Origin of the sequence: Spiroplasma endosymbiont of Sarcophaga carnaria (genome assembly GCF_964019595.1) — a bacterium.
GTDB classification, from domain to species: domain Bacteria; phylum Bacillota_I; class Bacilli_A; order Mycoplasmatales; family Mycoplasmataceae; genus Spiroplasma; species Spiroplasma poulsonii.
Genome location: NZ_OZ026456.1, coordinates 1,912,734 through 1,931,458, shown reverse-complemented (window position 1 = coordinate 1,931,458; position 18,725 = coordinate 1,912,734). Strand labels below are relative to the sequence as shown.

Sequence of the window (18,725 nt, the reverse complement as noted above, 5' to 3'; positions counted from 1 at the left end):
ATTCTAATTCATTCATCATAACAGAGCCGAAGCCGGAACCAGAACTACCACCAGAAAATAGTAGTTGAAAAATAGTTAATAATAAATATATTCCGAGAGATAACGGATGATATATTGTGATTTATCAACAATTTGATATATTACGAATAGATAAAATTGATAGTACAAAACAATGGGGTACTGAGGGAGCAATGGGAAAATCATTAGATATTCTTTATCATTGAACAAAAACAAATGAACCTGAAACACCAGAAATAAATTCTAAAACAGGTAAGTTTAAATGATATGATGAATATTAAGAAAATGTTCGTACTTTTTTGCTTAAATATATTGATGTTATTGTACAAGAAAATATCCGAATTCAGCAAGGTGGAAATCCAAACTATGATGATCCGAATTTGGGCAGTGAAAGAATAATTTTTGATTTTGAAATTATCAATAATTTAGATAAGTCTGATACCGGTACAATTTTAACTAAAAAATCAATTTATCGAATGATTTTAACAATTGATGAAAAGAAAAATATTATTGCTGGTAGTTTATAATTAACACATTTTAAACAATATTGGGATGGTAATAATGCAAATAGTTATCGGTATACTGATGATTTAGGTTTTTTGTTTACTTTTATGAAAGAAAAAGAAGATACTTTTAATTTTAGTGCTGAAACATATAATTATAATCAAGGTAATACTCCCAATACTGGTAAAATTGTTTTTGAACAGATGAAAGGTCAAATTGATATTAATAAATTTTTAAAAGCTTTTTTTGCGCATGCTTTGGTACCTGTATTTTAAAATCGCAGTAATTTTATTGAAAGTGGATATATTGATAATTTACAATACAACACTGTTTTAATTAATTTTTTTGGTTTAAAATTGATTAATTTTAGAGATGTTTTAATTGATGAAACTAATACTAATAAAAATCAATTTGAAAAACTATTAAATAGTATGTTCACGGTTTCGCAAAACTTTTATAAAGATTATTTACGCACCATTTTTGATTTAGAAAATAATACTTATGTGCAAGGATATAATAAAAAATATGGTTTATTAGCAAATAATGGTTTTAAAATTTACCCACGATATTTTTATTTTTCTGATAAATACAAGCAATTAGATATTAAATTGTATTCAGCATTTAAAAATCGGTTTTATAATACAAATTATGGTAATGTATTTAATTATGATTTTTCAGTTGCAAATAATTATAATATTAATCAAAATGAAGGTTATATTTTTGAAGGTGTTTTAAAAGATAAATATGGTTTAAAATATAAAAAAATTGAAGAACAAAAAATTGGTTATAATGTTTTTGAATTACAAGCCCAAAAAGAAAATGATATGTACCGTTATTATGATTTTAATTTTGGGATTTACAACTGACAAGAAATAAACAACGGTGGATTATTCCCTGATGGGCAATGATGACAAGCCCAATATGAAAGTTGTAGTTGATATAATTTAGCGTGTCATATAAAAAATGCCGCAATTTGAGTTGTAAATAATATTCCCGGTGTTAAACAAGTAAATGAATTAGCAAGCGGTGTTGGTAAAATATTTCAAACAATATATAGTTTTTTTAATCGAACATTTGAGGTATGAAAATTTAGTCCAGCATTATATAGTACAATAACAAATATATTTTTATTAATTATCTTTATGAAATTTGTTCGATTAATATAAAAAGGACTTATTAGTCCTTTTGTTCTTTTCAATCAGTAATTTTAACTGTTTTAGAATCTATTTCTGGTGTTTCAGGTTCATTTGTTTTTGTTCAATGATAAAGAATATCTAATGATTTTCCCATTGCTCCCTCAGTACCCCATTGTTTTGTACTATCAATTTTATCTATTTGTCATATATCAAATTGTTGATAAATCACAATATATCATCCGTTATCTCTCGGAATATATTTATTATTAATTTTTTCTCAATCTTGAAACTTTAAATTAACTTGTTGCAAATTATCAACACTTTTTTCTAATTTGTTTATAATTTCAACTGTATTAAAATACTTTGCAAAAGAATAAGAAAAATTAGTTAATTCTTTTAAAAATTGTTTTTTATCAACATCATAGAACTTATAAATATTATATTGTTTAGCATAAATATCTCAATTTTTATATAAATCCATAAACTCATCACTAGGCTTATCAAATGAAATTCCGGTAGAATAACTATCTTTTAAAAAATCTAAGTATCATTTATCATTATAAGTTAATGATTGTGAAGTTTTTAAATTTGGATTAATAAAGTAATTTGTTTCTGACCAATTTTCAAAAAAACTACTACGTAAAAACATTGTATTAATAAAGTCTGTTTCATTTATTCCTGTTGCTTGCTGTTCAATGTTATAAGTTTGTTGGTTCGAAGGTTTAAATGCCGTTAAAGTAATAAATGGAATAATTAAACCTAAAATACCTAAAATAGATATGGCAAATAAAGATAATGATTTTTTCATATTTATAATTCAACCCCTAACTATACAATGTTTTTGAAACAATAAACCCAACAATATATAAACTTGAAATTGTTAACATTAATGGGTGAGAAAATAAGATTGCCATTTTTCCAAACAACGAAAGTAACCAGGTATCTGAATTATATAAGTCCATAATAATATTTTTTGCTGATGTTAATTGATTTATAATAACTGTTATAAAACCAGTACCAAAAATAGCAATTGCAGCAACTAATAAAACTAATCTAATCATTATTTATTCACTATTCTATATCCTTGTTCTCTTGATTTTGCTTGTTTTGCTAAACTTGATAATTGTTGTTTATCACGATTAATTTTAAACTGTTTACGCTCTTTAATATGTTTTTGTATACCTTGCTTAGTATCTGATACTCCACGAGCTGTTGTTGAATATATTTGTGATGTACTATTTTGAACAGTTGAACCTAACTCATTATATTGTGTAGAAGTACCATGTATTGCATAAATTGATAATTTAATAACCATAAAAAAGATTATAAAATAAGCAATCGTTGTATTTGTCATTGGTAATTTAGTATTTCAAATCACATCAAAAATAAATAAAAATATATCAAAAATAAAACTAAAAATCTTATCTCAATTACTATTATTTTCAGTTAATAAATTAATCATCTTTACCACTTCCTTTTTCTTTTTTAGGTTTTAAATTCTTTTTCAAAATATCAATATCTAATAAATCTAAACGTTCTTTTATTGTTAAATCTTTAAGTTGAGTTCAATAGTATTCTTTAGTAACTGGAACATCATCATTTTTTAAATCACGAACAAATGATAATCATTTACTTTCATACTTTTGAGCGATTTCTAATGGAATAATTATTTTAAAAAACCGAATTCCTAATCCAACATCCGACTTATGTTTTGCTCGTTTACCTTCGGCTGTTAGTTCTACTGATTTTGTTTTTCAAATTTCATAATCAGTAATATCTTGGAAAATACCAATTCGCATAATAAAGAAACGATTAAAAAAATTTAATCCTTTTTAGCAGTAGGTTTTTTCAGTGAAATTGGAATAATAATACCACTTGCTAATTTCCGAATATTGTTTCAAAGCATACCTTCGCGTTGAGCTGTAAATAAAGCACGATTACCAAAATGTCTTGCTAATACAATTCACGGAATTTTACCACTATGAACTTTTTTCTCATCGTGGGGACTAGTTCCATCAATATATAAATAACTTTCATCAAATAAAATAACACTATCATCTGGGGGAACTGGTTTTGTTATATCTGTAAAATCTAAATTTTTAAACGTTAGAACTTTAACTTTGTCATCTTCTAATGGATAGTTACTATAAATTTTATCCGTTAATAATTTCATTGTTTCTGACAAATAAGTTAAAAGTAATGTTTTACCAGTTCCTAACTTACCAATAATTACCGATAACGGATTATCTCAAACAAAATTTACTAAACGAAAAGCATTTAACTGATAAAAAATATTTTTCCATAATCATCAAACAAAATAAACACACTGCAAAGCAAATAATAATCAGAATACTAAACCAGTATAATTTAATGAAATTATTCAAAGTAATAAATCAATTAAACTAAACAAAAGCATCGAGCCACTGATATAACAATAATTTTTTAAGAAAAATATAAACTTTTTCATTATTTAAAACAACAATCATAAGAGTTAAATATTCATTTTGAGTCAAATTCCAAGTTGTAATACTTTCAACGTTAGATTTGTCAATAAACAAAAATACATGAATAAAAAACTCTTTTAATTTTTCTCAATCATTTTGCATTTTTAAAAGCTTCACATTTTTTGAATGATTTTAAAAAACATACCAAAAAATAAAATGATAAATAACACAAACGATATAACATATAAAAATTCAGGTGCATTTGAGCCAATAATATAACTAACAAATTGAACTCAATAATTATATAAACTCATTATCTAATTCTTCTAAATCGCGAATTAATTGTTCTACTTTTTCATCATTTCAATTTATTAAATTATTATTGTTATTTGTTTTTACTTTTTTAGGTTCATTTTGAAATAATGTTTTATGCATACGCGTAAAATAGTTTTGTTTATATTGATTATACAAATTGATTAGTTCTGCTCCAGTTAAAAATTTTCAATCATGTTGTTTCAAATTTTCATCATATTTCAAAATAGGATAAGAATTATCATAAATCAAACTAATAGCTACTTGATCAGAATGTTTTTCACTAAAGTAAACAAACTTATTACTTAATCAAAAACCAATATGTTTATTGTGATTAGGCAAATTTATAAATGAAGCTTTATCAGTTTGAAAAAATATAAATTCTCTTCGAATAAAATAATTTTCTAAATTAATATTCTTCTTATAAAAACTCATAAAAACACCTTACTTTCACACATATAACTCATTTTTTCTAGTATCAATACTTGCAAATCATTTACTTTCAATTATTTTGCGAAAAGATTGAAAACCATTAAAATTTATAAATCACTCAATATTGATTACTTTAATAATATTAAACAGATTTGGACTTTTATTATAATTTGGTTTCTGATACATTACTCAAATCAACTCGCTTTCTATTACACTGCTAACTTAAAATATAAACTACCAATAAATTTTCTATTCAAAATAGAATGACAAATTTGACATTTACGCTTAATAAAAAATATTCAAATTCCTAACATAATTAATCACACCACTTATCCAAATCCAATAGTGTAATATGTTTACTATTATTTGAGAGAAATTTATCAATAAATTCTAATGCTTTATTTCGTTGTTCTACAGTATCAAAAATAAAGAAATTTGCTAAACGGTTTCCAATCATAAATATAATTGCTTTATTATTGTCAAATGTAGTGTGTTGTTTTATTATTGTTTTTTGTTGGGATTGGAATTGGTGGATGACAATTATATTTATATTTGCATCAAAGAACACAACCAGTTATTTTTAATTTAAATCAAATTACAAAAATTAACAGTCCAGCAATGATTAATACAAAAAATGTTTATCAAGTTGAAGAAAGTGAAATTAAAGATAGTTTAAAATATTTAATTCTTCAAGAAGTTATTAGTTATTCACGCGGAGCAACTTTTCTTGATTATGATTATCACCTTTTTTCTGATAATAAGGATGCTGTTTTTCAACCGGTTAATTTAGCAACAATTACAGTTAAAATTTGAGTAATGATTTCAGCAACACCTAATAATAAGTTTCTAGTAAATAATACAAATTATTTGGCAGTAACATTGCCAATGTTAGGTGAAAAAAAATTAAGTATTGCTGAAATTAAAACATTAGATGGTCCAGAATTATTGGCCGTGCCAAAGCCTAGTCGTGTAGTAGAAAGTGATATTAGAAATGTTTATGATTCTGTTATTCCACAAGCGGTTAAAAGAATTAATGACAAAGTACAGTTAAATGTTGATTATAGTTATTATATTTATCGTAATGAAAATGAGGAACGATATCAACCCGTTAATTTAACTAGCAATAGGGTTGATATTTGAATTGTTATTACAGCACAATCAACAAGTAAATTAATTACGGGATATAGTAATTTAATTCAAGTTACTTTACAAAATCATAAACAATTTATTAGTTTTGATAAGGGGGTGTATGCGTTTGCTTTTGGACCGGATGGTGTTGTCTATGTTGCTAGTGGTAATACAATTTATCAGGAGGATATGAAGGGTGGCGGTCGTACTATATTTACTTATTTGTCTCCGAGTTATACAATATTGGCATTCGTTGTTGACTCTTATGCTAATGTTATTCTTGTCCCATCACCCCCCGATACTCCACAAAAGGTTTGAATTATAGGTCTAGATATGAAGAGTAAGAAGACTTTATTCTCTAGGGGTCTATCAAATATTGCACTTGATCACAAGGTGCTTGCTACTGGGTTGGATGGTGCTATCTATGTTGTTAGTGGTAATACGGTTTATAAGTGGTTTATACACGGAGGATTTGGTCACGCTATGCTTGTTAGTTTTCCTAAGAAAATATCTGCATTGGTTGTTGGACCCGATGGTTTTTTATATGCCCTTACTAATAAAACTAATATTTGAAAAATAGCAATTTACAGAGTAAATAATGGATAAATCTAATTATTTTGATAATAAAAATAATAATTATCTTGACTAAATTATATAAAAAACATATAATTATCCTTGGAAAATGTTAAAGTAGCTAATGTTCACCCGTGCCCTTTAGTGTGGTTAATAGGTTTTACAAGATTAAATTAGATTTGTAACGATTAATTATTAATCGTTTAATAAATAATTCTTGTTAATTAAAGCGCTACTTTTGAGCGTTTTTTTTTAATTAATTACAATGGAGGGATTGGATGAGTCAACCTACTAAAAACAATAAGAATATTGATCAAGTGAATTATGATATTAGAGCACGAGAAGTTTTAATTATTATGGATGATGGTAATAAAATTGGACCATTAGGACGTAATGAAGCAATTTGTTTTGCGGAAGAAAAAGGCTTTGATTTATTACTAGTATCAACAGTTTCAGATCCACCAGTAGCAAAGCTAGTTGATTATGGAAAATATAAATATGAGCAAAAAAAGAAAGAAAAAGAAAATAAGAAAAATCAACATATAACTGAAAATAAAGAGATACGATTACGTACTGGAATTGGTGATCATGATTTAGAATTTAAAACAAAAAAAGTACGTGAATTTTTAAAGGATGGTAATCGTGTTAAGATTTCATTAAAGTTTCGTGGTCGTGAAGTTGCGCGCCCCGAATTTGGAAAAAAAACATTAGATAACTTCTTTAGTCGTATTGAAGAATTTGCAAAAGTGGAAAAAGAACCCCAATTAAATGGTTTGTTTTTAGATATGTATGTTGTGCCAAAAAAATAATTAATTAAAATAAGAATAGGAGGAAAATTTATGCCAAAAATGAAAACAAAGAAATCTTTAGCAAAACGAGTAAAAGTAACTGGAACCGGAAAATGAAAGATTGCCCATGCTTATACTTCACATTTAGCTCAAAATAAATCAACAAAACAAAAACGGCACTTACGTAAAGCTGGCGTAATGGATCATACTGATCAAAGTAGATTAAAACAATTATTACAAGATTAATTTAAACAAGAAGGGAGTATTAAAAAATGGCAAGAGTTAAAGGCGGACCAACAACAAGAAAACGTCGTAAAAAAATTATTAAACAAGCAAAAGGATATTTTGGGACAAAATCAACCCATTACAAAAAAGCAAAAGAACAAGTAATGAAATCATTGGCATATGCCTTTCGTGATCGTAAACAACGTAAAAGGGATTTTCGTTCATTATGAATTCAGAGAATTAATGCCGCTGTGCGTGAACATGATATGTCATATTCACAATTTATGAATGGATTAAATAAAGCTAATGTCGAAATTAATCGTAATATGTTATCGGAATTAGCAATTCATAATCCTACTGAATTTAAAATGTTAGTGGATGAATCAAAAAAAGCGTTAAAAAATTAACAAAACTATTTTTAAAAAGTAGTTTTTTTTTGACAATTTATTCTTAGTTGCTAATTATTACAATTAAGCATAAAATATTAATATATTTAAGGGGAAAACACAAAATATGGCAACAAAGTTATCATTAAAAGAACAAGTTGAAATTTTACCATCAAAACCAGGGTGTTATTTATTTTTTAATAGTTATAATCAAGTGTTATATGTTGGAAAAGCAAAAAATTTACTTAGCCGGGTTAGTTCATACTTTAATAAGGTTTATAATTACAAAACAACACGGTTGGTGCAAGAAATCACGCGGTTAGAAACAATTATTACTAAAACAGAAAAAGAAGCGTTAATTTTAGAACATAATTTAATTAAACAATATAAACCAAAATATAATATTTTATTAAATGATGATAAACATTATCCATACATTGTAATTACTAAGGAACAAGATTCCCAATATTTATATGTTCGTAATGTTCATAAAAAATATGCTCGTTGTTATGGTCCGTTTCCAGAAGGAAGTCATGCTCGGGAGATTATTAAAGTTTTAGAACGATTATATCCGTTGCGGCGTTGTAAAGGAAACCTTGGTAAACCCTGCTTATATTATCATATTAACCAATGTTCTGGCGCTTGTTTTAAAACCGTGTCAAAAGAATATTATACAGCAATGATCAAAAAGGTTCATGCTTTTTTTAAAGGAAATTTTAACGAGACAAAAGAGTTGTTAGAAAAACGAATGTTACAAGCAGCAAATAATTTACAATTTGAAGAGGCCCAAAAGCTAAAATTATTAATTCGTAATTTAGATTGGACTTTATCATCCCAAACAGTTGAAATGTTAAATCAAAATTATGATTTAGATGTAATTAGTTTATACCAAATTGAGCATAATTTAGTATTAACAACTTTGTTTTATCGGGCTGGAAAATTAAGTTATAAAGATTATGAATATTATCAAGTCACAATTGAAGATGATTTTCAAGAACTTTATCGGTTATATTTGCAAAATATTTATCAAAAGAATATTTTACCGACTAAAATTATTGTTAATAAAGCGATTGCTTTACCAGAATTAAATTTATTATTTGATAATCGTGTTTTTCATCCCCAAACCCGAGCAGAAGAAACAATTATGAAACTAGCAACTGACAATAGTTATGAATCTTATTTACAAACGCAATCAACAGCACAGCGTCAGCTAAATAATGTTGAAGTTTTACAAGAATTACAAAATCTTTTACATTTAAATGAATTACCTTATTTAATTGAAATGATTGATATTGCAAATATTAATGATGAATTTGTTACTGGTGGGGTAATCGTTTATAAAAATGGGCGACCATCACGAAATGATTATCGTAAATATAATCTGGCAATTGCGCAACAAGATGATGCCCATCGAATTGCGGCTGTTGTTGCTCGCCGTTATCAAAAAGCGCTTGAAACTGACCAGCCATTACCAAACTTAATTATGATGGATGGGGGAATTCAACAAGTTAACGCTTGTTTAAATGAATTAAAAAAATTAAATTTAATAATCCCTGTTATTGGGTTAGTTAAAAACAATCAACATAAAACTGACCACCTTCTTAACTTAGCAAAAGAAAAGGTCTATCTTGATAAAACCAGTCGCTTATTTTTATTTTTAACAAAAATGCAAGACGATGTTCATCATTTTGCAATTAGTAGTTTTCGCCGTCGGCAAACAAAGGCGTTAACAACAAGTATTTTAGAAGTAGTTCCGGGGTTAGGGGCACAACGGATTAAGGCTTTAAATCTTCATTTTGATAGTATTGGGGCAATGCAAAAGGCAAGTGGTGAAGAATTATATCAAGTTTTACGTAATTGAAAACTTGTTGAAAATTTGCGAAAGTTTCTGGAAAATTTTAGCGGATAAAGTTTTTTTAGTTATAATTATAATGGACAAAGTTAAATATATAAAAAGGAGTAAAGAATATTATGCATAGAGTCCAAAGAAAAGACTTATTATTAGAATATCTATGCCAAAAACCTTTCCACGAAATGAATCATGTTCTTGAGTATGTTGCAAAATTCGATATTTCTGCGACAACCGCACGTCGTGATTTAAAAGAACTTGAAAATGAAAGTATTATTACAATGTCTTATGGTGGGATTAATTTTTTAGGGGTTCACAATAAGTTGTGCAGTATTGATGTTCGTGCAAGTAGCATTAACTTTGATAAAAAAATGATTATTGCGAAAAAACTTTTAAATCTTTTAGAAAAAAATGATGTTATATTTGTTGGTGCTGGGTCAACTTGTGAAGTTTTTGTAACTTTAATTGATAAACCAGTTAAAATTGTTACTAATTCATTTCGAATTTTACAATTGGCAAAAGACAATTCTAATGTTCAATATAATGTTTTAATTGGTGGTAAATTACGAGAAAAATCACAAGCGTTTTATGGCTCACTTTGTGAAGAAAGTTTATCATTAATTCAATTTTCAAAGGTTATTTTTTCGGCAAATAAAATTGATCAAACGGGCGCAGTTTATAAAAGTAACTAAGAAGAGGCTCGGGTTGAATTAGCAGCCTTAGCACTAGTACAAACAAAAATTCTATTGGCAGATAGTACTAAATTTGATAAGCTGGGGTTTTTTAAATTTTATGAAACAAAAGATGTTTCGTATTTAGTAACCGATAAACCAGAAGTTGCTAAACAATATGATTTAAATTTTAGTATTATTTAAGACTTTGTCTTAGGACAAAGTTTTTTCTTTGCAAGGAAAAAGGTTTTGTGACTGGTAATTTTGTGCTTGAAAGGAGGTTAAAATGGAATTAAATAATGTCTAGTATGTATGTAACCAAATTGAAAAGTTTGAATTTGAAGAATTATTCACCGTTCTAGCAAAAATTGAAGCAGTTGTAAAGGACCGAACAGACGGCGTCGATTAGGAAAATATTTTCAATAAACTCTCAAATTTTTTTCATTCCAAGTTTATTATAATCACAATTGAAAGTTGAGGAATTAAAACATGGAATGATTGGGTGGGGAACATGCAATTGAGAACTAATATTCTTGAGAAGTTAGAAGAAATTATTAACCGTAATGATGATACTGTTAATGGTATCATTGCACAAACTATTTTAAATTTTGCTAAAGTACCAAACGAAACTTTTATTATTAATGATGTTGCAGAAACATCACATACAAGTGTCTCATCGGTAACGAAGTTTTGTAATATGCTAGGTTTTACTGGTTGAAAAGAATTTTATATTTTCTTTCGTTATGAATTAGATAATTTGAGAAAACTTAATCAATTACACCGTATTAACCCTTTAGAAAACACAATTAAGGATTTAGTAACAAATCACACTGTTATGATGACAAAACTATTAAATGAAAATTTAGAATCAATTTTAGAATTAAAAACAATGTTAAAAACAACCAATAAAATTTATTTAATTGGTGAACACACACATTTAGATTTATTAATTAATTTTTATCATCAATTATTAGGACTTGGGTTTGACACAAGTATGACAACCCATGATTTTATTGCCAAAAAGTTTTTAGAAAAACTAACCAAAGATGATCTTGTCCTTTGAATTATTATTGATACTAACCAAACGTATTTATTTAATGTTTTAAAACATAGTGATAAGACATTACCTTGTGATAATATTAAATTTATTTTAAAAGAAAATTCACCGATTTTAGAGACAAATTTAACAACAAGAGGGCCAATCATTATTAATGATCGCCGCAAAATGTATACCCACCAAATAATTTATAATCATTTATTTATTATCTTTAATGCAATTCTGACAATGCTTAATTAAAAAATACCCAGACAATTAATCTGAGTATTTTTTATTTTTCTTTATTATGATCAGTATCTCAATCTTCTAAAACCATATGTTTAATAAAACGTTGCATTCATAGTTTAGGATTTGGCCCTGTTTCTAAATTACCAATTTCACCAGTTTCAAAACCAACATAATTACCATTTTTAACATAAATATAAGTTGGTGTTCCATTTAATCCTAATGATTCAGCGGTAATGCTTTTATCAATTTCACCGTTAATTTTATGGGCATTACGTTCTTGCGTTACAATTCAATCCGCAATGTTTTTTGCTCATTTTTGTTGTCAAACGTTATTGTAATCTTTAACATCACTTGTAACAATTAAACGGGTTTTTTTAATTTTTGCTTGTTCTTCAGCACTAATATGGTAACTATTTAAAGCATATTGTGAACCACGTTTTCCTGTTAAGTAATCATCATATTTTTGATTGCCATGCCCATTAGTATATAAATCAGCAATTGTTGTGTCGTGGGTATTTTGACAGTGAATACAATTTTGTGCTGATACCATAAAAATAAAGTTTTCCTTGTTCTTAACCCCGTCCATAAATTGGGTGTAATATACCATATTTTTATCTGAACAAGCAATTACAGTCGTTGCGATTGTTGATACAATTGTTAGGGCTGCCATTGTGCTTAGCAGTTTTCTCATTTTTATTCCTCCTAAGAATTAGTTATAATGTTGTCTATTTATAACTATACATTATTTTTTTAATTTTTGACATAAAATAGTTAAATATTTTGTTCGATTGCGGGTAGAAAATTATGGTGAAAAGGATATAATATATATAATATATAAATACCATAAAAACTTATAAAGGGGTGTAAAACTGATGATGGATACGGCTACCGCGCTTGCTGTATTGCTTCCAATAATGATTATTTTGTTAATTTTTTCAAGTTTTTTTCTGCATCAGAAACAGCAATTAAGTCAATTAATGTGATCCGTTTGAAACAAATAGCGAAAAATAATGTTAGCAAGCGTAAAAACAAGACCACAAATAAAAATATTCGAAAAGCAAAACGTGTTTATAAATTAGTAAAAGATTATGATCGAACTTTAGCAACAATTTTGATTTCTAACACGTTAATTAATACTGCTTTAGCAACGATTGGAACCTTGTTTTTTGCAACTTTAATTAGCAATGCGGAAACAGCAACTTGAATTTCAACGATTGTAATTGGTTTTACGGTGTTAATTTTTGGTGAATTAGTGTCCAAAACAATTGCTAAGAGTTTTCCCGAAAAGTTTTCAATTTTTTCAGCTTACATTTTATGAATTTGAAAAATTTTATTTTATCCATTTATATGGATGTTAATTTTACGAAAACGAAAAGATGGTGTTTCAACAACAGAAAATGAATTATTAGAATTGATTTCAACGATTGAATCAGAAGGGGTTCTAGAAAAGAACGAAAAGGAGTTAATTGAATCAGCAATTACCTTTGATGATAAAACAATTGGTTCAATTATGCGACCAAAAGAAAAAGTTAAAGCAATTTATACTAATACAACATGACGCGAACTACAACGGATTTATAAAGAAGAACGTTTTACAAGAATGCCAGTTTTAGCCCCGGACACAGAAAAAGTAATTGGAATTTTAAACATTAAAGATGTTTTTATTGCTGTTATTGATCATCAAGAAGTTGAAATTAAAAAGTTAGTTTCAGAACCAATCTTTTTTTCCCGTTATTTAAAATTAGATGATGCCTTAGAACTGTTTCAACAAGAACAGTTACATATGGCAATTGTTAGTACTAATGCGGATAGTAATGGTTTTCTTGGCGTTGTTACAATGGAAGATATTTTAGAAGAACTTGTGGGAGAAATTTATGATGAAGATGATGAAACTGGGCAAGTGGAATTATGTAAAATGAAGTGCAACAAATCTTATTAGTCAAATAATACAATAAAAATCATAAAAAATCAATTATAAATTTTTAAAAATCAAAATATTTATAGTTTTTATTTTATTTTAAGGAAAATTAAGCACACTAAAAAATAATTTATTAAATTACTTCAAATAAACCTATTTAAAATTATCTGAAAATACCTCTTTTGCTGTTTTTCAATTAAGAACAGGCCTTAATTTATCATTTATAACATTAACTACTCAATTTATTTTTTGTTGACTAACATTATTAAAATCAGTTCCCTTAGGAAATCATTGTCTAAGTTCAGAATTCATATATTCAATTAATGGTTTTTGTTGTGGTTTACCGGGGTCACAAAAATAAACTTGTGTTTCAGCAAATATTTCTAATTCTCTTCATTTACTAAATTCTTTTCCTCTATCAGTTATTATTCCTTTAATTTTCCCAAATAAATTATTACTTATAACAATATCTTTAAACTTTTCCACAACTTCATTAGCAGTATGATTTTTTAATTTCATAACAAAATAACTTTTACTATTTTGTTCAACTAAAACCAAATTACTAGATTGATGCTCTTTTCCAACTATGGTATCCATTTCAAATCAACCAACAGCAGTCTCTTTATTCTCAATATCTCATATTGATTTAAAATTAATTAATTTACCACTATTATCAAATTTTCCTTTTGTTTTATATTTTTTACCACGATGACGTAAATTCTGTTTTAAAAAACCATAAAAACCCAAACGAATTCATTTATACAATGTTTTAACACAAACAGGAAATTTAATACCAAACTTTAGAAAATAACGATGAATAAGTTGTGATGGAGAATCACGATAAACATTAAATCTTATATTAATAAAATTTAATTGTTCTTCTGTAAACTTATATCTTTTATTATTCTTTTTTCTTTTCTCATAATACATTTTATCTGACTTATAAGCACTATATTCATCAATAGTTTTAAAACGCTTAATTTCTCGCAAAATAGTACTACGATTTCTGTTCAAACATTTAGCAATCTGTGCAATATTTATTTCACCATTCTTTTTTAAAAATAATTTTGATAATAATAATTTTTCCAATTTAACCTTATCAATAAAACTTAAATGACTATACATAACATTTATATACCTTTCATTAATTTATAAATTTAATATTAAAATTATTTAATACATTATTGATATATGATAAAATCAATTATGGCATTCAAGTAATTTTAATAAAGGAGAAGTAAAATATGAAAAAGTTACTAAGTATTTTAGGAGTAATCGGATTAACAGCAACAAGTACAACAACATTAATTAGTTGTGAAAAACCAAATAATAATGAAAACGGGGGGGGGTAATAAACCTACACCAGAACCACAACAACTACCAGAAAATAGCAAATGAACTAATATTCCTAGAACACAGGCGCCTAATAAAGAATTTTTAACTGCTACTAATAAATGATATTTTTATATAAATAAATATGAAAATAATTATATAACGACAAAATTTTATTTTGATAATAATTTTATTAATAATCAAAACACTTGATGACAACACTTAAAAAATGATTCAGATTTTATTTGAAACTATAATTTAGTATATCGTTGAAATAAAAACAATGAACCACAAATACCAGAAATTAATAAAGACACAGGACTAATAATTGATTGAAAAGAATAAAAGGACTAACAAGTCCTTTTTTAAATTAATCGAACAAACTTCATAAAGATAATTAATAGGAATATATTTGTTATTGTATTATATAATGCTGGACTAAATTTTCATACCTCAAATGTTTGACTAAAAAAACTATATATTGTTTGAAATATTTTACCAACACCGCTTGCTAATTCGTTTACTTGTTTAACACCGGGAATATTATTTACAATTCAAATTGCAGCATTTTTTATATGACACGCTAAATTATATCAACTACAACTTTCATATTGGGCTTGTCATCATTGTCCATCAGGAAACAACCCGCCATTATTTATTTCTTGTCAGTTGTAAATCCCAAAATTAAAATCATAATAACGGTACATATCATTTTCTTTTTGGGCTTGTAATTCAAAAACATTATAACCGATTTTTTGTTCTTCAATTTTTTTGTATTTTAAACCGTATTTATCTTTTAAAGCACCTTCAAAAACATAACCTTCATTTTGATTAATATTATAATTATTTGCAACTGAAAAATCATAATTAAATACATTACCATAATTTGTATTATAAAACCGATTTTTAAATGCTGAATACAATTTAATGTCTAATTGATTGTATTTATCAGAAAAATAAAAATAACGAGGATAAATTTTAAAACCATTATTTGCTAATAAACCATATTTTTTATTATATTCTTGTACATAAGTATCATTTTCTAAATCAAAAATGGTACGTAAATAATCTTTATAAAAATTTTGGGAAACCGTAAACATACTATTTAATAGTTTTTCAAATTGATTTTTATTAGTATTAGTTTCATCAATTAAAACATCTCTAAAATTAATCAATTTTAAACCAAAAAAATCTTTAATTTTGTCGAAAACTCTTGATGAAATAAAAAAAAATCATCAATATGACAATTTGAAAACTAATTTTGTGTAAGATTATGATTTTGCTTTAAATTTTTTAAACGTTAAAATATAATACCGTTGATTGTTGGTTTGGTGTTAAACCTTTGTGTTGGTATTTTCATTTTCAGAGCTTTAAATAATTTTGAATATTAGTGAAACCCAAACCATGATAATGAATTAAGGCTTCTTTAAGACTGGATTGTAATTTACTAATCTTATTTAACTTTTGATAACTAGTATCAGGGTTTGTACTAGTTTTGGTGGAATATAGAGTAGAATTTGTTTGTTTTGCTACTAATAAATATAGTGGTTGCATATCAGAAATAATTATTGATTTTTCTTTAATTAGTTGCTTATTCATATTTTCAATAATCCATTGTTTTTGTAATCTTTTGGTATTGGTGGATTGAACAAAAATATTATTATTGCTATCAACTGCCATTTGAATACAGCATTTGGTATCAGTTGAAAATGGATCGAGATGAGTTTTTCGTTTATCAAATTTATCTTTAAAATTGCCTTTATGAATTTCTTTAATAAATGTTTCATCCATTTGGATTTGACCATTTAATTTTTTAAATTTTAACTGTGTATTTTCTAATTGTTTTGATTGCATTAATTTTTGTCGATTATATCAAGCGGTTTTTGGGGTTGTTTTAATAAAACGAGAAATTATTTTACTAGATTGTCCTAACAATGAAATTTGAATTAATAAATTTCACTGTTCATAATTTAAATGACTTCAATAAGTAAAATGATGACGAAATGCATCAAAACTAGCACGACATTTTTTACATAAATATTTTTGTTTTCCTTCGGAATTATGACCATTTTTAACACAATGAAAAGATTTGCAATTAGGACATATAATGCCTTTATCTCTAAATTTTTGATCAATTTCATTTAAACGTTTTTGTTTTTTAATTAAGTCTGCTTGTTGTTTTATTTTTTCATAAAATTCTAAAAATTGATCATCTGTTAAGCTATTTATTAATTCTGTAATTATTTTTTTCATCATTTATTTACCTCTATATATTAAAAATATACCTAATTTTAGGTATATTTTATAAATATCAAGAGTTTTCGACAAAATTAAAGAAAAAAATTAATTAAAACAGTATCATACTGTAAATTATCAATATAACCACTTTCAATAAAATTACTGCGATTTTGAAATACAGGTACCAAAGCATGGTTAAAAAAGGCTTTTAAAAATTTATTAATATCAATTTGACCTTTCATCTGTTCAAAAATATCTTTACCAGTATTAGGAGTATTATCTTGATTATAATTATATGTTTCAACACTAAAATTAAAGATACTATCTTTTTCTTTCATAAAAGTAAACAAAAAACCTAAATCATCAGTATACCAATAACTATTTGCATTATTACCATCCCAATATTGTTTAAAATGTGTTAATTCTAAACTACCAGCAATAATATTTTTATTTTCATCAATTGTTAAAATCATCCGATAAATTGATTTTCTAGTTAAAATAACATCAGGTTTTAAATCTAATTTTTCCATATTATTAATAATTTCAAAATCAAAAATTATTCTTTCACTACCCAAATTTGGGTCATCATAGTTTGGATTACCACCTTGCTGAATTCGGATATTTTCTTGTACAATAACATCAATATATTTAAGCAAAAAAGAACGAACATTTTGATAATATTCAGTATATCATTTTAATTTGCCATCATTATCAACAACGGGTAATTCTGGTTCACCGTTTCCATCTCAACGATATACTAAATTATAGTTTCAAATAAAATCTGAATCATTTTTTAAGTGTTGTCATCAAGTGTTTTGATTTTTAATAAAATTATTATCAAAATAAAATTTTGTAAGCAAATATTGACCATTTCTTTTTTCTCCATAAAAATATCATTTATTATTAGCAGTTAAAAATTCTTTATTAGGTGCCTGTGTTCTAGGAATTTGTATTCAAAACTCATTAATCATTTTAACTAATTGTAAATTATCAATACCTCTTTCTAATTTATTAATAACTTCCACAGTATTAAAATACTTAGCAAAAGAATAAGAAAAATTAGTTAATTCTTTTAAAAATTGTTTTTTATCAACATCATAGAATTTATCAATATTATATTGTTAGCATAAGTATCTCAATTTTTATATAAATCCATAAACCCATCACCAGGCTTATCAAATGAAATTCCCGTTGAATAACTACCCTTTAAAAAGTCTAAATATCATTTATCATTATAAGTTAATGTTTGTGATGTTTTTAGAGTTGGATTAATAAAGTAATTTGTTTCAGACCAGTTTTCAAAAAAACTACTGCGTAAAAACATTGTATTAATAAAATCAGTTTCATTCATTCCCATTGTTTGTTAATTAACAGTATAATTCTGCTGATTTAAGGGTTTAAATGCTGTTAAAGTAATAAAAGTAATCACTAAACCTAAAATACCTAAAATAGATATGGCAAATAAAGATAATGATTTTTTCATATT

General features: G+C 25.9%; 16 protein-coding genes and 7 pseudogenes. 11 read left to right on the top strand and 12 right to left on the bottom strand.

The annotated features are described in order from the left end of the window. Positions 1–236: 236 nt before the first annotated feature. Positions 237–1,688: pseudogene (locus tag AACK91_RS11110) on the top strand (spiroplasma phage ORF1-like family protein); the annotation flags it as partial. A gap of 192 nt (positions 1,689–1,880) precedes the next feature. Here the strand turns inward: AACK91_RS11110 and AACK91_RS11105 are convergent. The 6 genes and pseudogenes from AACK91_RS11105 to AACK91_RS11080 all read right to left on the bottom strand — a co-directional run. After that, a pseudogene (locus AACK91_RS11105) lies at positions 1,881–2,466 on the bottom strand (spiroplasma phage ORF1-like family protein); the annotation flags it as partial. Positions 2,467–2,482: 16 nt separating this feature from the next. Then, positions 2,483–2,719 (bottom strand): hypothetical protein, encoded by a 237-nt coding sequence (locus AACK91_RS11100; protein WP_004027876.1) that lies wholly within the window; start codon positions 2,717–2,719, stop codon positions 2,483–2,485. Continuing rightward, complete coding sequence (locus AACK91_RS11095) at positions 2,719–3,120, bottom strand: hypothetical protein (RefSeq protein WP_338963334.1); 402 nt, start codon at positions 3,118–3,120, stop codon at positions 2,719–2,721. Before AACK91_RS11095 ends, AACK91_RS11100 begins: the two co-directional genes overlap by 1 nt. Further along, positions 3,113–4,125, bottom strand: a pseudogene (locus AACK91_RS11090) (hypothetical protein). The gene AACK91_RS11095 and the pseudogene AACK91_RS11090 overlap by 8 nt, the downstream one beginning before the upstream one ends. Continuing rightward, positions 4,061–4,264, bottom strand: a complete 204-nt coding sequence (locus tag AACK91_RS11085; RefSeq protein ID WP_338963332.1) for a DUF2649 family protein — start codon at positions 4,262–4,264, stop codon at positions 4,061–4,063. Before AACK91_RS11085 ends, AACK91_RS11090 begins: the two are co-directional and overlap by 65 nt. 138 nt (positions 4,265–4,402) lie before the next feature. Beyond that, positions 4,403–4,849, bottom strand: coding sequence for a DUF3627 domain-containing protein (locus AACK91_RS11080; RefSeq protein ID WP_338963330.1), 447 nt, complete (start codon positions 4,847–4,849; stop codon positions 4,403–4,405). 501 nt (positions 4,850–5,350) lie between these two features. On the opposite strand from AACK91_RS11080, the gene AACK91_RS11075 reads away from it, so the two are divergent. From AACK91_RS11075 to AACK91_RS11045, 7 genes and pseudogenes are all read left to right on the top strand, one after another. After that, positions 5,351–6,580, top strand: coding sequence for a hypothetical protein (locus tag AACK91_RS11075; protein WP_338963328.1), 1,230 nt, complete (start codon positions 5,351–5,353; stop codon positions 6,578–6,580). A gap of 245 nt (positions 6,581–6,825) precedes the next feature. Next, a complete protein-coding gene (infC, locus tag AACK91_RS11070) occupies positions 6,826–7,356 on the top strand; it encodes a translation initiation factor IF-3 (RefSeq protein WP_338963326.1) in 531 nt (176 codons plus the stop codon). 30 nt (positions 7,357–7,386) lie between these two features. Next, a complete protein-coding gene (gene rpmI, locus AACK91_RS11065; RefSeq protein ID WP_040093314.1) occupies positions 7,387–7,581 on the top strand; it encodes a 50S ribosomal protein L35 in 195 nt (64 codons plus the stop codon). A 26-nt stretch (positions 7,582–7,607) separates the two neighbouring features. Further along, a complete protein-coding gene (gene rplT, locus AACK91_RS11060; RefSeq protein WP_040093315.1) occupies positions 7,608–7,967 on the top strand; it encodes a 50S ribosomal protein L20 in 360 nt (119 codons plus the stop codon). A 106-nt stretch (positions 7,968–8,073) separates the two neighbouring features. Continuing rightward, positions 8,074–9,855: an excinuclease ABC subunit UvrC gene (uvrC, locus tag AACK91_RS11055; RefSeq protein ID WP_338963314.1), complete on the top strand. Its 1,782-nt coding sequence runs from the start codon at positions 8,074–8,076 to the stop codon at positions 9,853–9,855. Between the two features lie 62 nt (positions 9,856–9,917). Next, positions 9,918–10,670 (top strand): annotated as a pseudogene (locus tag AACK91_RS11050) (DeoR/GlpR family DNA-binding transcription regulator). Positions 10,671–10,977: 307 nt separating this feature from the next. Beyond that, positions 10,978–11,763: a MurR/RpiR family transcriptional regulator gene (locus tag AACK91_RS11045; RefSeq protein ID WP_338963311.1), complete on the top strand. Its 786-nt coding sequence runs from the start codon at positions 10,978–10,980 to the stop codon at positions 11,761–11,763. Positions 11,764–11,794: 31 nt separating this feature from the next. Here AACK91_RS11045 and AACK91_RS11040 read toward each other — a convergent pair whose 3' ends face one another. Further along, positions 11,795–12,442 carry a hypothetical protein gene (locus AACK91_RS11040; protein ID WP_338963309.1) on the bottom strand — a complete coding sequence of 216 codons (648 nt, stop codon included), beginning with the start codon at positions 12,440–12,442 and terminating at the stop codon, positions 11,795–11,797. 297 nt (positions 12,443–12,739) lie between these two features. Between AACK91_RS11040 and AACK91_RS11035 the strand changes: the two genes are divergently transcribed. Further along, complete coding sequence (locus AACK91_RS11035) at positions 12,740–13,690, top strand: hemolysin family protein (RefSeq protein ID WP_338963307.1); 951 nt, start codon at positions 12,740–12,742, stop codon at positions 13,688–13,690. Between the two features lie 132 nt (positions 13,691–13,822). Here the strand turns inward: AACK91_RS11035 and AACK91_RS11030 are convergent, their stop codons facing one another. Next, positions 13,823–14,794, bottom strand: a complete 972-nt coding sequence (locus tag AACK91_RS11030; RefSeq protein WP_338963305.1) for an IS30 family transposase — start codon at positions 14,792–14,794, stop codon at positions 13,823–13,825. A gap of 119 nt (positions 14,795–14,913) precedes the next feature. Between AACK91_RS11030 and AACK91_RS11025 the strand changes: the two genes are divergently transcribed. Both AACK91_RS11025 and AACK91_RS11020 read left to right on the top strand, forming a co-directional pair. Next, positions 14,914–15,021 carry a lipoprotein gene (locus AACK91_RS11025; protein ID WP_338963303.1) on the top strand — a complete coding sequence of 36 codons (108 nt, stop codon included), beginning with the start codon at positions 14,914–14,916 and terminating at the stop codon, positions 15,019–15,021. Continuing rightward, the gene (locus AACK91_RS11020; RefSeq protein WP_338963301.1) at positions 15,002–15,346 is read left to right on the top strand and encodes a hypothetical protein; all 345 of its coding nucleotides are present in this window, start codon (positions 15,002–15,004) and stop codon (positions 15,344–15,346) included. The genes AACK91_RS11025 and AACK91_RS11020 overlap by 20 nt, the downstream gene beginning before the upstream one ends. A gap of 20 nt (positions 15,347–15,366) precedes the next feature. Here AACK91_RS11020 and AACK91_RS11015 read toward each other — a convergent pair. From AACK91_RS11015 to AACK91_RS11655, 4 genes and pseudogenes are all read right to left on the bottom strand, one after another. Continuing rightward, positions 15,367–16,194 (bottom strand): annotated as a pseudogene (locus AACK91_RS11015) (spiroplasma phage ORF1-like family protein); the annotation flags it as partial. 100 nt (positions 16,195–16,294) lie between these two features. Next, positions 16,295–17,257 carry an IS1/IS1595 family N-terminal zinc-binding domain-containing protein gene (locus AACK91_RS11010; RefSeq protein WP_338963247.1) on the bottom strand — a complete coding sequence of 321 codons (963 nt, stop codon included), beginning with the start codon at positions 17,255–17,257 and terminating at the stop codon, positions 16,295–16,297. 80 nt (positions 17,258–17,337) lie between these two features. Beyond that, positions 17,338–17,997, bottom strand: a pseudogene (locus AACK91_RS11660) (spiroplasma phage ORF1-like family protein); the annotation flags it as partial. Positions 17,998–18,212: 215 nt separating this feature from the next. Further along, positions 18,213–18,722: pseudogene (locus tag AACK91_RS11655) on the bottom strand (spiroplasma phage ORF1-like family protein); the annotation flags it as partial. Positions 18,723–18,725 lie beyond the last annotated feature (3 nt).